At 71.7% G+C, this 13,728-nt stretch carries 10 protein-coding genes and 1 pseudogene; 7 read left to right on the top strand and 4 right to left on the bottom strand.

The features are described from left to right. Positions 1–439 precede the first annotated feature (439 nt). Positions 440–718 carry a glutaredoxin family protein gene (locus tag ACTWQE_RS31375; protein WP_443332478.1) on the bottom strand — a complete coding sequence of 93 codons (279 nt, stop codon included), beginning with the start codon at positions 716–718 and terminating at the stop codon, positions 440–442. Between the two features lie 473 nt (positions 719–1,191). Here ACTWQE_RS31375 and ACTWQE_RS31370 point away from each other — a divergent pair, with 473 nt between their 5' ends. From ACTWQE_RS31370 to hemB, 5 genes are read left to right on the top strand one after another with little or no spacing between them, the layout of a single operon-like run. Beyond that, entirely contained in the window at positions 1,192–1,959 is a 768-nt protein-coding gene (locus tag ACTWQE_RS31370) for a redox-sensing transcriptional repressor Rex (RefSeq protein WP_443332477.1), read from the top strand. Beyond that, positions 1,956–3,302 (top strand): glutamyl-tRNA reductase, encoded by a 1,347-nt coding sequence (locus tag ACTWQE_RS31365; RefSeq protein WP_443332476.1) that lies wholly within the window; start codon positions 1,956–1,958, stop codon positions 3,300–3,302. Before ACTWQE_RS31370 ends, ACTWQE_RS31365 begins: the two co-directional genes overlap by 4 nt. Further along, positions 3,299–4,342, top strand: coding sequence for a hydroxymethylbilane synthase (hemC, locus tag ACTWQE_RS31360; protein WP_443332475.1), 1,044 nt, complete (start codon positions 3,299–3,301; stop codon positions 4,340–4,342). The genes ACTWQE_RS31365 and hemC overlap by 4 nt, the downstream gene beginning before the upstream one ends. Next, positions 4,339–5,997 (top strand): uroporphyrinogen-III synthase, encoded by a 1,659-nt coding sequence (locus ACTWQE_RS31355; protein WP_443332474.1) that lies wholly within the window; start codon positions 4,339–4,341, stop codon positions 5,995–5,997. Before hemC ends, ACTWQE_RS31355 begins: the two co-directional genes overlap by 4 nt. Further along, positions 5,994–7,010 (top strand): porphobilinogen synthase, encoded by a 1,017-nt coding sequence (gene hemB, locus ACTWQE_RS31350; protein ID WP_443332473.1) that lies wholly within the window; start codon positions 5,994–5,996, stop codon positions 7,008–7,010. Before ACTWQE_RS31355 ends, hemB begins: the two co-directional genes overlap by 4 nt. A gap of 176 nt (positions 7,011–7,186) precedes the next feature. On the opposite strand, the gene ACTWQE_RS31345 is transcribed toward hemB, so the two are convergent. Further along, entirely contained in the window at positions 7,187–7,780 is a 594-nt protein-coding gene (locus tag ACTWQE_RS31345; RefSeq protein ID WP_443332472.1) for an AMIN-like domain-containing (lipo)protein, read from the bottom strand. A 365-nt stretch (positions 7,781–8,145) separates the two neighbouring features. Between ACTWQE_RS31345 and ACTWQE_RS31340 the strand changes: the two genes are divergently transcribed. Next, a complete protein-coding gene (locus tag ACTWQE_RS31340) occupies positions 8,146–8,700 on the top strand; it encodes a Uma2 family endonuclease (protein ID WP_443332471.1) in 555 nt (184 codons plus the stop codon). A 121-nt stretch (positions 8,701–8,821) separates the two neighbouring features. Here the strand turns inward: ACTWQE_RS31340 and argS are convergent, their stop codons facing one another. Next, complete coding sequence (argS, locus tag ACTWQE_RS31335) at positions 8,822–10,594, bottom strand: arginine--tRNA ligase (protein ID WP_443332470.1); 1,773 nt, start codon at positions 10,592–10,594, stop codon at positions 8,822–8,824. 164 nt (positions 10,595–10,758) lie between these two features. Between argS and lysS the strand changes: the two genes are divergently transcribed. After that, entirely contained in the window at positions 10,759–12,507 is a 1,749-nt protein-coding gene (gene lysS / locus ACTWQE_RS31330) for a lysine--tRNA ligase (RefSeq protein ID WP_443332469.1), read from the top strand. 274 nt (positions 12,508–12,781) lie between these two features. Here lysS and ACTWQE_RS31325 read toward each other — a convergent pair. Beyond that, positions 12,782–13,728, bottom strand: a pseudogene (locus tag ACTWQE_RS31325) (DUF2637 domain-containing protein); the annotation flags it as partial.

Raw genomic sequence — 13,728 nt, 5'->3', positions numbered from 1 at the left:
CGCTGCTTCTGCCGCACCACACTCGCAGTCCGGCCGCCCATCAGCCGAGTGAACAACGCTCCAGGTCAATACACCTAGGGCGTGTTTCGCAAGTAGCGCCGTCCGCCCGAAGGGCGGGGTCCGCGGCTCCCTCAGCTACCGCTGGGCGGTGCCCCCAGGTGCGTGCGATCGCAAGGCGGTGGGGGTACCCCCGGCCGGAGGCTGGGGGAGGTCGTCCTCGTACTGGGGTCCCCCATGCCGAAGGCCAGGGGAGTACCAGGACGAGCCCGACAACGCAGCGTGGGGGCACTCCCCCAGCCTTCGGCCGGGGGGACCCCCACCCAGCGGCAGCTGGGGGAGTGCGTGCCAGACGTCGCGGACCTGGGGGCACTCCCCCAGCCTTCGGCCGGGGGCACCCCCACCCGGACGGAGTCTGGGGGAGGGACTTTCGAAACACGCCCTAGCCGCCCAGCGCTGTGCGCAGGCGTTTCGGGTCGACGCGCCAGAAGTCGTGCTGCGCGCCGTCGACCAGGACGACCGGGATCTGCTCCCAGTACTTGCGGTGCAGCTCCGCGTCCTGGGTGATGTCCCTCTCCTCCCACGACGCGCCCAGCTCCTCACAGACCGTGACGATCACCTCGCGGGCGTCGTCGCAGAGATGGCAGCCGGGCTTGCCGATGAGCGTGACGGTGCTGTCGGCGGGGTTCTGGCGCGGCGTACGGCGCAGCAGCGGGCTCATGACTGCATTGTGCAGCCCGCGCGAGGTGGTGCGGCCCCCGCGGGCCCACGCAAGATTCTTCGGTCCGCGCGAGTGCGCCGAGGCCCGGGTTCCGGTTGGATGAGCATCATGAACGAGGTGCCCGTTCGCGGACGGGAGTCTCACGGCTCGAGGAGAGTGGGCGAGTGTCCCGGTGCGTGGCCGGGAACTCCTTCCGGTGGCGGACGGGTTCGGTATTCCTCCTGGCTGCGACGGGGGCGGGAGCTTCTTCCGGCGGTGGCCGGAAGGGGGTTCCCTCCGGTGGTGGCCGGGGGAGAGTCCGGCTTGTGGGGGGTTCCGCGATCATGCGATCGATACGCGTGACCCCGGTCACTTTGCCCGGACAAAACGGACACCATCTTTGTGCACGCGTTCACAAAGACATAGCCTGCTGTCGACGGGGTGGCCCTGCGACGAGTGGCCGCCTACAGCCCCGCTCTACCCGCAGGAGCACCGTGGCAACTGGCCGAACTCACCGACCGGCGACCCGTAGCCGAGGGATTCCCGAGGCCACCGTCGCCAGGCTTCCGCTGTATCTGCGCGCCCTGACCGCGCTGTCCGAGCGCTCGGTACCCACGGTCTCGTCGGAGGAGCTCGCGGCTGCCGCCGGGGTCAACTCCGCCAAGCTCCGCAAGGACTTCTCCTACCTGGGCTCGTACGGCACCCGCGGCGTCGGTTACGACGTCGAGTACCTCGTCTATCAGATCTCCCGGGAACTCGGTCTGACCCAGGACTGGCCGGTCGTGATCGTCGGTATCGGTAACCTCGGCGCCGCGCTCGCCGGCTACGGCGGTTTCGCCTCCCGTGGCTTCCGGGTCGCCGCGCTGATCGACGCCGACCCGTCGATGGCCGGTAAGCCGATCGCCGGGCTGCCCGTGCGGCACACCGACGAGCTCGAAGCAATCATCAGTGACAACGGCGTCTCCATCGGTGTGATCGCGACTCCGGCCGGGGCGGCCCAGCAGGTCTGCGACCGGCTCGTCGCCGCCGGTGTGACGTCGATCCTCAACTTCGCGCCCACCGTGCTCTCCGTGCCCGACGGCGTGGATGTCCGCAAGGTCGACCTGTCGATCGAACTCCAGATCCTCGCCTTCCACGAGCAGCGGAAGGCCGGTGAGGACGGAGCGCACGAGGCCGCCGTACCGCCGCCGCCCCTCCGTGCGAGCGCCGACGGTGGCAGAAAGGGACCCGACGGGGACGTGCCCGCCGTGATGCCGGCATGAGTCTTCTGGTCGTCGGGCTCAGCCACCGCAGTGCTCCCGTGAGCGTGCTGGAGCGGGCCGCACTCGCCGCCGAGACGCAGAGCAAGCTCCTCCAGGACGCCCTCGCCGCGGAGCCGGCCGCCGAGGCCGCGGTGCTCGCCACCTGCAACCGCATCGAGCTGTACGCCGACGTGGACAAGTTCCACGCCGGTGTCGCGGAGCTGTCCACGCTGCTCTCCGTGCACAGCGGCGTCGGCCTCGAGGAGCTCACCCCGTACCTCTACGTGCACTACGAGGACCGGGCCGTCCACCACCTGTTCTCGGTGGCCTGCGGTCTGGACTCGATGGTCGTCGGCGAGGGCCAGATCCTCGGCCAGATCAAGGATGCTCTCGCGCTCGCCCAGGAGCTCCACAGCGCGGGCCGGCTGCTCAACGACCTCTTCCAGCAGGCGCTGCGGGTCGGCAAGCGCGCGCACAGCGAGACCGGTATCGACCGGGCCGGCCAGTCGCTCGTCACGTTCGGCCTGGAACAGCTCGCCGCGGGCCGCCCCCTCGAGGCATGGGCGGCGGGGAAGCGCGCGCTGGTCATCGGCGCCGGGTCCATGTCCTCGCTGGCCGCGACCACGCTCGCCCGCGCGGGAGTCGTGGAACTGGTGGTCGCCAATCGCACAGTCGATCGAGCCGAGCGGCTGACCGCCGCTCTCGCCGACCAGACCGGCACCGGCCTCATCGCCCGCGCGGTGCCGATGGACGACGTCCCGGCGGAGCTGGCTCACGCGCATCTGACGATCTCCTGTACGGGCGCGACCGGGCTCGTGCTGACCGGTGCGGCCATCGCGAGCGCGGTGGCGGGCCGTACGGAGGAGACGTTCCTGCTCGACCTCGCGATGCCGCGCGACATCGACCCGGCCGCGCACCGTGTCGACGGCGTCCGCCTCGTCGACATAGAGACCCTCGCCGAGGCCTCCGCGGACGAGCCCATGGCCGCCGACGTCGACCGCGTCCGGGGCATCGTCTCCGAGGAGGTCGCCGCGTTCGGCGCCGCCCAGCGGGCCGCGCACATCACCCCCACCGTCGTCGCCCTGCGCACCATGGCCGCCGATGTCGTCGCGAGCGAGATCGCCCGCCTCGACGGCCGCCTTCCGGACCTGGACGACAAACAGCGCGCCGAGATCACCCAGACCGTGCGCCGGGTCGTCGACAAGCTCCTGCACGCGCCCACCGTGCGGGTCAAGGAGCTCGCGGGGGAGCCCGGCGGCGCCGGATACGCGGACGCGCTGCGTGAACTCTTCGATCTCGACCCGCAGGCGGTCGTCGCCCTGAGCCGGGCCGACGGCGGCGACCCCGGACAGGAGCGGGCATGAGCAACACGACTCCCGCCGCCTCCGGCCGGGACCTGGCCTCGGCGACCGGTGGCACCGGCCGCGGGCCGCTCCGGCTGGGGACCAGGCGCAGCAAGCTGGCCATGGCCCAGTCCGGCCAGGTCGCGGACGCCGTACGCCGGGTCACCGGCCGCCCGGTGGAACTGGTCGAGATCTCCACGTACGGCGACACCTCGCGCGAGCACCTCGCGCAGATCGGCGGCACCGGCGTCTTCGTCACGGCGCTGCGTGACGCCCTGCTGCGCGGTGAGGTCGACTTCGCCGTGCACTCCCTCAAGGACCTGCCGACCACCCAGCCCGAGGGCCTGGTCGTGGCCGCCGTACCGCCGCGTGAGGATCCGCGCGACGCCCTGATCGCCCGTGACGGCCTCACGTTCGAGCAGCTCGCCGAGGCGTCCCGGGAGCGTCCCGTACGGATCGGCACCGGCTCGCCCCGCCGTATGGCGCAGCTCAACGCCTGGGCCCGCACCCTCGGCAGCGATGTCGAGACCGTCCCGATACGCGGCAACGTCGACACCCGCATCGGATACGTGCGCTCCGGCGAGCTGGACGGAGTCGTCCTCGCCGCCGCGGGCCTCACCCGAATCGGCCGTATCGACGAGGCCGCCGAGCTGCTGCCCGTCGACACCGTTCTGCCCGCCCCCGGTCAGGGGGCTCTGGCGGTCGAGTGCCTCGCGATGCACGCCGTGCATGGCACAGCCCTCGCAGCCCGTCTCGCCGAGCTCGACGACCCGTACTCCCGGGCCGCCGTGACCGCCGAGCGTTCCCTGCTCGCCGCCCTGGAGGCCGGCTGCAGCGCACCTGTGGGCGCGCTGGCCGACCTTCTGGCCGACGGGCAGGTTGTCACCGAACTGCGCCTGCGCGGCGTCGTCGGCACCACCGACGGCACGACGCTGGTGCAGCTGTCCACCACCGGTCCCGTACCCGCGTCTCATGACGACGCCCTGGCTCTCGGCCGCGAACTCGCCGCCGAGATGCTCGCGAAGGGTGCGGCCGGTCTTATGGGGGAGCGAGCACATTGAGCCCCACCGCCGCAAAGATCCAACGAGCACCGCATGCTGCGCTCGGTCACGTCACCTTCCTCGGTGCCGGACCCGGAGACCCGGGACTGCTGACGCTGCGCGCCGTGGAGGCGCTGGCCCACGCGGACACGCTGGTCGCCGATCCGCAGGTGCTCGACGTGGTGCGTACGCACGCGAGGGCAGGTGTGGACGTCCCGCAGCCGGAGCATGACGAGGCGTCAAGCCAGGCGTCGGAGTCCGCCTTGCGAGATGCCACCAATCTTGTCATGGGGGCTGCGCGGGGCGGCAAGCGGGTCGTACGAGCGGTCGCGGGCGACCCCGGGCTGGACGCCAACGCCGCCGGGGAGATGCTGGCCTGCGCCGCCGAGGGCATCCCGTTCGAGGTGGTGCCCGGCGTGGCCACCGCCGTGGGGGTGCCCGCGTACGCCGGTGTGCCGCTGCGCAACGCCGAGGGCACCGACGTCCGCTTCCTGGACGCCCGTACGGCCTCGGAGCGGTCCTGGACCGAGGTGGGCGCCAGTGACGCCACCGTCGTCGTCTCCACCACGCTGGAGTCGGTTGCGGCGGCCGCGGGCGAGCTGGTCGCCGCCGGGCGCAAGCCCGACACGCCGTTGACCGTCACCGTCGCCGGCACGACCACGCGCCAGCGCACCTGGACCGCCACGCTCGGCACGGTCGCCCAGGTGCTGAAGGCCGCGAAGGTGCTGCCGTCGCCGGACGGCGCCCAGCCCGTCATAGCCGTCGTCGGCGAGCACAGCGCGGCGGAGCGGCGCGACCAGCTGTCGTGGTTCGAGTCCAAGCCGCTGTTCGGCTGGAAGGTGCTCGTGCCGCGGACGAAGGAGCAGGCGGCCTCGCTGTCGGACCAGCTGCGGTCGTACGGCGCCGTGCCCCATGAGGTGCCGACCATCGCCGTCGAACCGCCCCGCACCCCGCAGCAGATGGAGCGCGCCGTCAAGGGCCTGGTCACCGGCCGCTACGAGTGGATCGCCTTCACCTCGGTCAACGCCGTCAAGGCCGTCCGGGAGAAGTTCGAGGAGTACGGGCTCGACGCCCGGGCCTTCGCCGGGATCAAGGTCGCGGCGGTGGGCGAGCAGACCGCCAAGGCGCTGGTCGACTTCGGCGTCAAGCCGGATCTGGTGCCCAGCGGCGAACAGTCGGCGGCGGGCCTCCTGGAGGACTGGCCGCCGTACGACTCGGTCTTCGACCCGATCGACCGCGTCTTCCTGCCGCGCGCCGACATCGCCACCGAGACGCTGGTGGCCGGGCTGATCGAGCTGGGCTGGGAGGTGGACGACGTGACCGCCTACCGGACCGTGCGGGCCTCTCCGCCGCCGGCCGAGACCCGTGAGGCGATCAAGGGCGGTGGCTTCGACGCGGTCCTGTTCACCTCCTCCTCCACGGTGCGGAACCTCGTCGGGATCGCGGGCAAGCCGCACAACGTCACCGTCATCGCCTGTATCGGCCCGGCCACCGCGAAGACGGCGGAGGAGCACGGTCTGCGCGTGGACGTCCTGTCGCCCGAGCCGTCGGTGCACAAGCTGGCCGAGGCACTCGCCGACTTCGGCGCCCAGCGCCGGGCGGCCGCTGTCGAAGCGGGCGAACCTGTCACCAGGCCGAGCGAGCGCCGGCCGGGATCGCGCAGGAGGCGCACGTGACCTCTTCCGGAGGCTTCCCGGCCTCATACGGAGCCTTCCCCGGGGCCCGCCCCCGGAGGCTCCGTACGACCCCCGCCATGCGGCGGCTGGTCGCCGAGAACCGGCTGCACCCGGCCGAGTTGATCCTCCCCGCCTTCGTACGGGAGGGCATCGGCGCGCCCGTGCCGATCTCCTCCATGCCGGGCGTGGTCCAGCACACCCGCAACACCCTGCGGAAGGCCGCCGCGGAGGCGGTCCGGGCCGGTGTCGGCGGCATCATGCTCTTCGGCATCCCGGAGACGAAGGACGCGGCCGGCAGCCAGGGCACGGACCCGAACGGGATCCTCCAGCTCGCCATCCGGGACGTACGGGCCGAGGTCGGCGACGAGTTGGTCATCATGTCCGACCTGTGCCTGGACGAGTACACCGACCACGGGCACTGCGGGGTGCTGGACGACGACGGCCGGGTCGACAACGACGCGACGCTGGAGCGCTACGCCGAGATGGCGCGGGTGCAGGCGGACGCGGGCGTCCATGCCGTCGGTCCCAGCGGGATGATGGACGGCCAGGTGCGGGTGGTCCGCGAGGCGCTGGACGGCATCGGTCACCAGGACGTCTCGATCCTCGCCTACACCGCGAAGTACTCCTCGGCCTTCTACGGGCCTTTCCGTGAGGCCGTCGCGTCGTCGCTGAAGGGCGACCGCAAGACGTACCAGCAGGACCCGGCCAACGCCCGTGAGGCGCTGCGGGAGCTGGCGCTCGACCTCGAGGAGGGCGCCGACATGGTCATGGTCAAGCCGGCCCTGCCCTACCTGGACATCCTGCGACAGGTCGCCGACGCGGTGCATGTGCCGGTCGCGGCGTACCAGATCTCGGGCGAGTACGCGATGATCGAAGCCGCCGCGGAAAAGGGCTGGGTGGAGCGGGACCGGGCCATCATGGAGACGCTCACCGGCATCAAGCGCGCGGGCGCGGGGATGATCCTCACCTACTGGGCGACGGAGGTCGCGCAGCGGCTGCGGCGCGGGGAGTAGCGCGCTGCTGCGGGCAGCCGCGGTCTTCTGCTCCCGCCTGCGGCGGGACGTCAGCGGACGGTTGCCCGGCGGAATGGTTCCCGACGCGGCGGGAGCACGCCCCGAGAGAACAGCGACGGCGCTCGGGCGGCGCTCCGTACCAGGCCGTACGGGGCGCCGCCGTCGCCTGTCCGGTTTCAGCGTGCCGTGCTCCACGAGTGGGCCACGTCGATCACCAGGCGGTCGGGCAGCTGGAGCACCCGGAACGGCAGCCTGGCGCGGACGCCCAGGCCGATCTGGGTGTCACCCTCGAAGCTGCCGACGAACCGGGTGTCCTTGAAGGTCCGGTAGCCGCTGATGTCCACCCCGGGCAGCGGCTGCCCCGCCCGACCGGGATACGTTGCCGCGCCCGTCTCGGGGTCGTAGCTCGGCGCGGCCACGCGTATCTCGAGTTTCGCGCCGCCGCCGACCGGGATGACGTCGCCGGAACCGTCCTGGTGCAGCTGGTCGACGTACCTCACCTGGTAGCCCGCCTTGGCCCCGCTGGTGCCGCGGAGGTCGATGACCATGCGGTCGTAGCAGTCGTGCCGGCCGGTCCTGATGTCCGCCAGCGGCGTGTACGCAGTGGTCGCCGCGGTCTTGTCGCCGCTTCCCCAAGCCGTCGCGCAGGCGGCCGCGGCCCGAGGTGCCGTGTTCTGTGCTGCCGTGGCAGCGGTGGCCGGGACCGCCGTCACCGCCAGCCCGGCTGCCGCGAGCGTGACCGCGGCCAGTGCTGTTCCCCACCGTCGCATGATGTTCCCCCCTGGAAATCGAATGCGGTTTACAAGGTGGGACGTGTGGAAGGCCTGGAAGGTTGTGGTCCGGGACGTTGTGCCGTGTGCGAATGAGCCAGGTCCCCCGGCGGGGCGGACGAAGGCGGGCACGACAGGCCGGCTCGCCCTGGCCGGACGTCTCCGTCGGCCGGCGGGCTCAGCGGCAAGCTGCTGTGGTTCGAGTGGGGGGAGGGCGCGCTGTGATGAGCCCCGCGACGGGGCGATCACCACGGGGGGTGAAACGCCGCGCATCGCTCCCCCGGCCGCGAGCCGCGGGTCCTACGATGCAGAGGCAGGCGCCACCTGCTGTGCCGTCGTCACGTACCGCTGGAGGAGAACGCCCGATGAGCGCTCTGCCGCACGATTACGCGGACGTCGATCCGGAATCCGCCCTGAAGTACGCCGTGCAGCACATCAAGGGCGACCGAGCCCAGATCATTGAAGGAGTGATCGAGCCGGTGTCGCCGACCTGGGCACATGAGAACGCGGCGGATCTGGTCCGTGAGCAGATCGGCCCCCGTCTGCGCGAGCTGGGGCTGCGCGCCGGGTCCGGAAACCTGGATCTGCCCGGGTCGCCCAACTGGTACGTCCCGGACCTGGCGGTGGTGCCGGCCGAGCTCGCGAAGACCGAGGGCGCGCTGCTCCCCGACCAGACGTTGCTGATCGTGGAGGTCACCTCCGACTCCAACGCCGAGACCGACCGCACGGTCAAGCGACGTCGGTACGCGGAGTACGGCGCCCCGCTGTATCTCCTGGTGGACCGGCAGGGGAGAACGTGCACGCTTTTCTCCGAACCCGGAAAGCTCGGCTACACCCGAGCTGAGGGGCCGTACCCGTTCGGGACGCCGGTGCAGCTCCCGCCGCCCTTCGACCTCCCCCTCCATACCGCCGACTTCTGAAGAGTCCGGTGCCGTTCCGGTGAAGCGGAACGGGCACGTGGCACAAGAAGCAGCACACAGGAGAGCGCCCCGCTCCCCTGTCGTAACGGGAGCGGGGCGCGCCGGTGGTCCGGGCGGGTGCTCAGAGGCGCTCGGGCGTCCGGATGCCCAGAAGCGACATGCCCCGGCGGAGAGTGCGGGCCGTGAGGTCACAGAGGAACAGCCGGTTCTCGACCATCTCGGGCGTCTCGGCCTTCAGGACCGGGCACTGGTCGTAGAAGGTCGTGTAGTGCGAGGCCAGCTGGTAGAGGTACGCGGCCAGCTTGTGCGGCTCGTACGTCTCGGCCACGCCCGCGAGCGATTCAGCGAACTCGTCCAGGTGGAGGCCCAGCGCCCGCTCGGCCGGGGCCAGCGGCAGCTCCGGGTGGGCCTGAGGGCGGGCCGTGTCACCGGCCTTGCGCAGGATCGACCGGATACGGGCGTAGGCGTACTGGAGGTACACGCTGGTGTCGCCGTTCAGCGAGACCATCCGGTCCAGGTCGAAGACGTAGTCGCGGGACATCGAGTTCGAGAGGTCCGCGTACTTCACCGCGCCGATGCCGACCTGGCCGGCCCGCTCGGCGATCTCCGAAGGGTTCAGCTCCGGGGCCTTCTCCGCGACGACCACCGAGGCACGATCGGTCGCCTCGTCCAGCAGATCGACCAGCCGGACCGTCTCGCCCTCACGGGTCTTGAACGGTTTGCCGTCCTTGCCGAGCACCGTGCCGAACTGGAGGTGCGCGGCGGTGACCTCGTCGGTCAGCCAGCCGGCACGGCGTGCCGTCTCGAACACCATCTTGAAGTGCAGCGCCTGGCGGGCATCCACCACGTAGAGAAGCGTGTCGGCCTTCAGCCCGCCCGTGCGGTCGCGGATGGCGGCGAGGTCGGTCGCCGCGTACCCGAAGCCGCCGTCCGCCTTCTGGACGATGAGCGGTACGGGCGTGCCGTCCTGGCCCTTGATGTCGTCGAAGAAGACACACAGCGCACCCTGGGAACGCACCGCGACGCCCGACTCCTCCAGGAGCCGGCAGGTCTCGACGAGCATGTCGTTGTACGCGCTCTCGCCGATGATGTCCTCGTCGCGGATCTCGACGTCCAGCTTCTCGTACACACCCTGGAAGTAGATCTTCGACTCGTCGACGATCTTGTGCCAGAGGGCGAGGGTCTCCTCGTCACCGGCCTGGAGGTCGACGACCCGGCGGCGGGCGCGGTTCTTGAACTCCTCGTCCGAGTCGAAGACGGCGCGCGAGTCCTTGTAGAGGCGGTTCAGCCTGGACATGGCCGCCTCCCCCTCGCCGTCGCCGTTCGCGGAGTCCGACGCGTGGTCCAGCTCGTGCGGGTGCTCGATCAGGTACTGGATGAGCATGCCGAACTGGGTGCCCCAGTCGCCGATGTGGTGGCGCCGGATCACCGTCTCGCCCCGGTGCTCCAGGATCTGCACGATCGCGTCGCCGATCACGGTGGAGCGCAGATGGCCGACGTGCATCTCCTTGGCCACGTTCGGCTGGGAGTAGTCGATCACCGTCGTGCCCGGGTGCTCGGCGTACGGGACGCCCAGCCGGTCGTCGGCGGCCCGTGCGGCCAGGGTGGAGGTGATCGCCGCGTCGGTGATGCCGATGTTGAGGAAGCCGGGGCCCGACACCTCGACGCCCGCGAGCACGCCGTCGGCCGGGAGCCCCTCGACGACCTGGGCCGCCAGCTCCCGCGGGTTGCTCTTCAGCTTCTTCGCGAGGCCCAGCACCCCGTTGGCCTGGAAGTCCGCCCGGTCGCTGCGTCGCAGCAGCGGGTCGGCGGCGCCGGCCTCCGGCAGAGCAGCCGAGAGGGCGTCCGCGACGCGCTGGTGGACCGTGGCGGCGAGGGAAGGGACCGAGGCCATGGGTTGCGTACCGTTCCGTTGAAGGGAAGGGGATTCCGGCCAGTATCCCACGCTGCCGGCGTTCCCCCGCCAGGCAATAAACGGGCTCGCGCGGTCTGGGACAATGGGGAACGCCAGGCTTCAGAGAACAGGCTTTCGAGCAGAGGAAGAAGGAAGTGCCGAACGTGGCTCAGAGCACCGAGGCCGACTGGGTCTCCCGTTTCGCGGACGAGGTCATCGCCGAGGCGGAGCGCCGAGCCCCCGGCAAACCGATCGTCTGCGCCTCGGGCCTCAGCCCGTCGGGGCCGATCCACCTCGGCAACCTCCGCGAGGTCATGACCCCGCACCTCGTCGCCGACGAGATCCGGCGGCGCGGACACGAATGTGTGCACATCCTGTCCTGGGACGACTACGACCGGTTCCGCAAGGTGCCCGCCGGGATCGACCCCTCCTGGTCCGAGCACATCGGCAAGCCGCTGACCAGCGTCCCCGCCCCGCCCGGCAGCTCGTACGCCAACTGGGCCGAGCACTTCAAGGCGCCGATGCTCAGGGCGCTCGAGGAGATGGGCATCGAGTTCCGGGCCATCAGCCAGACCGAGCAGTACACCGCCGGGACCTACCGCGACCAGATCCTCTTCGCCATGCGCGAGCGGGAGCGGATCGACGCGATCCTCGACCGCTACCGGACGAAGGACAAGGACAAGGCCGCCGCGGCCAAGAAGCCCCAGCAGCAGAAGGGCAAGGGCGGCAAGGTCGACGCGGAGGACGCCGCCGCCGCGGAGGCGGCGGCCGAGGGCTCCGGCGCGGCGACCGAGGACGACGGCAAGGCGGCGGCGGGCTACTTCCCCTACAAGCCGTACTGCTCCGTCTGCGACCGCGATCTGACCACGGTGACCGCGTACGACGACGAGACCACCGCGCTGTCCTACACCTGCCAGTGCGGGCACTCCGAGACCGTACGGCTCTCCGAGCACAATCGCGGAAAGCTGGTCTGGAAGGTCGACTGGCCGATGCGCTGGGCGTACGAGGGCGTGGTGTTCGAGCCGTCCGGCGTCGACCACACCTCACCGGGCTCGTCCTTCGTGGTCGGCGGGCAGATCATCCGGGAGGTCTTCGGGACGGAGCCGCCCATCGGCCCGATGTACGCCTTCGTCGGCATCAGCGGCATGGCGAAGATGTCCAGCTCCAAGGGGGGTGTACCGACCCCGGCCGACGCGTTGGAGATCATGGAGGCCCCGCTGCTGCGCTGGCTGTACGCCCGCCGGAAGCCGAACCAGTCCTTCAAGATCGCCTTCGATCAGGAGATCCAGCGCCTGTACGACGAGTGGGACGCCCTGAAGCGCAAGATCGAGGACGGCAGCGCCCAGCCCGCCGACGCGGCCGCGTACAGCCGTGCCACGCGCACGGCCTCCGGTGAGCTGGCGAGGACGCCGCGCCCGCTGCCGTACCGGACGCTCGCCTCGGTCGTCGACATCACCACCGGGCACGACGAGCAGACCCTGCGCATCCTGAGCGATCTCGACCCGGACAATCCGGTCACATCGCTGGACGAGACCCGGCCGCGGCTGGACAAGGCCGAGCGGTGGATCACCACCCAGGTGCCGGCCGAGCAGCGCACCCGCGTCCGGGAGGAGCCGGACACCGAGCTGCTGGCCTCACTCGGCGACACCGAGCGCGAGTCGCTGCGGCTGCTGCTCGACGGGCTGGACGAGCACTGGTCGTTGGAGGGGCTGACCTCGCTGGTCTACGGAGTGCCGAAGGTCCAGGCCGGGCTGGCGCCGGACGCCAAGCCGACGCCGGAGCTGAAGGTGGCGCAGCGGACCTTCTTCGCGCTGCTCTACCAGCTACTCGTCGGGCGCGACACCGGGCCGCGGCTGCCCACGCTGCTGCTCGCGGTGGGGGCGGACCGGGTGCGGAAGCTGCTGGGCGCGTAGCCGCGCGGATTCTGCGCGGAGGGCCGTCACCCGGGAGCTTGGGTGGCGGCCTTCCGCGTTTCCCGGGGCCGGGGCTTCTCGGGCCCGGTGGTTCCCGGAAGCGTGGTTCTCGGTCGCCATCGCGGGGTTGGGACCGAGGCCCTGCCTGGCACGGCCCTGTCGTGGAGTGGGTCGGCGGTGGTCCTCCGCGGCGTGACGACGCACCGGAGCGTGACGGCCCGGCGAGGGGGCGCCGGAGCGTGACGGCCCGGCGGGCGGGACGGGCCGGGACGGCTCAGGGTGTCTGCTCGGTCTGCATCTCCATCCGCAGGCGGTCCCGGAAGTCCCGGGTGTAGCCGCGCAGATAGCTCTCGCTGAGCGGGCCTCCGCTGCGGCCCCGGACGCCGTAGTGGTCCAGCAGATAGCGGCCGAACTGACGGGAGTCGGGCCATACCCCGCTCTCGGCGACGTACTGGCGGTAGGCCGCGAAGTACGCCTCGTCGCGCGGGACGTCGTCGGGGAGACCCGACACCGGGCTCTCCGTGTCGCCGTCGGTGCCGGGGAAGGGCTCGACGAAGAGCTCGCGCTCCGCGGAGGGCCCGGCCTCGCGCTGCGGCGGTACGTAGCTGCCGGTCCCCGCCGCGTAACCGCTCAGCTGTGCGTTGCGGAGGGCACGGACGCGGCCCGGGGCGACCGGCACGGTGACCTGCGGCATCTCCTCGCCGGACGGTGCCCGCCCCGCCGTCTCCTGCCGTTGCGCCGCGCCGCTCGCCGCTTCCTGCGGGACCCGCTCGTCCGGGAGCCCGGATCCGGGCCCCTCCGCCGACTGCTCCTTCGTCAACTCCTCCTCCGTCAGGTGCCACCCGTCGGGCAGCAGGGAGGTGTCGGCCGCCTTGCTCGCGTCGAGTGCAGCGCGGCCCCGGCCGGAGCTCTCCACGACGTCGGCCGCGCCGGAGTCCGCGAGCGTCGGCAGTGCCCGCGCCGCGCGCCGGTCCTGGTCTGCGGCGGTGTCCGGAGCGGCGCCGACCGCCGGGGTACCCGGGTTCGCGGCGCCCGGGTCGGAGGTGCCCGGGTTCCGGGCGCCCGGTGACAGGACCGCCGGTTCGATCCCGGCCGCCGCCAGGCCCGCGGCGCCGGTCTCCGACAGCGGCACCCCGTAGCGGGCGAGCCGCAGCGGCATCAGGGACTCCACCGGGGCCCTGCGGCGCCAGGCGCGGCCGTAGCGGGCGCGGAGGCGGGCGC

The sequence above is a fragment of the Streptomyces sp. 8N706 genome, from assembly GCF_052245415.1.
In the GTDB taxonomy this organism is placed as follows: Bacteria; Actinomycetota; Actinomycetes; order Streptomycetales; family Streptomycetaceae; genus Streptomyces.
Note: the sequence above shows the minus strand (reverse complement) of the source record. Positions and strands in the feature narration are given on the sequence as shown.

What these genes read in the sequence shown, in the direction of transcription:
- ACTWQE_RS31375 (WP_443332478.1), bottom strand. Translation starts at nt 718, where the DNA reads ATGAGCCCGCTGCTGCGCCGTACGCCGCGCCAGAACCCCGCCGACAGC.
- ACTWQE_RS31365 (WP_443332476.1), top strand. Translation starts at nt 1,956, where the DNA reads ATGAGTCTTCTGGTCGTCGGGCTCAGCCACCGCAGTGCTCCCGTGAGC.
- hemC (WP_443332475.1), top strand. Translation starts at nt 3,299, where the DNA reads ATGAGCAACACGACTCCCGCCGCCTCCGGCCGGGACCTGGCCTCGGCG.
- ACTWQE_RS31345 (WP_443332472.1), bottom strand. Translation starts at nt 7,780, where the DNA reads ATGCGACGGTGGGGAACAGCACTGGCCGCGGTCACGCTCGCGGCAGCC.
- ACTWQE_RS31340 (WP_443332471.1), top strand. Translation starts at nt 8,146, where the DNA reads ATGAGCGCTCTGCCGCACGATTACGCGGACGTCGATCCGGAATCCGCC.
- argS (WP_443332470.1), bottom strand. Translation starts at nt 10,594, where the DNA reads ATGGCCTCGGTCCCTTCCCTCGCCGCCACGGTCCACCAGCGCGTCGCG.